The following is a 1007-nucleotide window of genomic DNA, read 5'->3' on the forward strand; positions in this document are numbered from 1 at the left end:
AAGTCGGTGACATTAGCTGGCTTTCTCTGCCACCTCTCGGTGTTGTTGCGCTTCTTCAGTGTTGAACCCACGTAGAATATTGGTCAAGGTGATGGCGGTAAACAGCACTACAACCAACGACAAATGCCACGCTTCACTCAATCCAAGTTGCACCAGCGTCATACTCACCAAGGAAGAGACCACCATTTGACCGCCGCCAGACATGGCTGCCGCCGCGCCCGCTTGTTCTTTGTATGGTTGCATCACAAGTGCTTGTGCACAAGGCAACGCAATGCCATTGCCAAGAATCATCAACAATTGTCCAATCATCAAATACAAGGGCTCTACCGGGCAGAAAAACAACCACAGTGCCGCACTGATATGCAAAACAGGCGTGCAAAGCAGCATTTTCTTATTTCCGATGACGGGGCGTATGCGGTTACAAATGGTTGTGCCGCCGAGCATACCTAACGCGGGGATCAGTGCCCACATGGCGTATTCGTCCGATGTCATCCCGATTTGGTCTTGCATGATAAAAGGCATCACGGAGACGGTCGTGATCATCAAGCTGAAGTTGAGCCAACTGATGCTCGCAAAGCTCATAAAATATCGAGACGAGAGCAAATCACGATACTGCACCAACATTTTGGCTGGAGAGGGGATTGCAGAGCGTCGTGTGATGGTCTCTTTGAATCGAAACGCAATGATGATCCAAGCGAGTGACACGTAACCCAACAATGAAATGAACACCATGCTCCAGCCAAAGTGGAAGTTAATGAACCCACCAATCACAGGAGCAATCAACGGCGTGATGGACGCTGCCATAGCAATGTAAGACATCGCGACGGGAAGCTCATTCCCACTAAACTGGTCGCGAGTAGAAGCCCGAGCCAACACCGCGCAGCAACCCGTCCCCAAGCCTTGCAAAAAGCGGCCTAAGACCATGCCAGTAAACGTATGGCTCCAGAAAATGATCATCAGCAAGCCGGACATTGCGATCAGCAAACCAGCGAGTAGCACTTTCTTGC

1 protein-coding gene is annotated in these 1007 nt (G+C 50.6%); it reads right to left on the reverse strand.

Going from position 1 to position 1007, the window contains the following annotated elements:
• Positions 1-12 precede the first annotated feature (12 nt).
• Positions 13-1007 (reverse strand): MFS transporter (locus tag R7Q48_RS25015; protein WP_318132821.1); only part of this gene is annotated, 995 nt, incomplete at its 5' end.

This window comes from Vibrio sp. 378 (assembly GCF_033339435.1).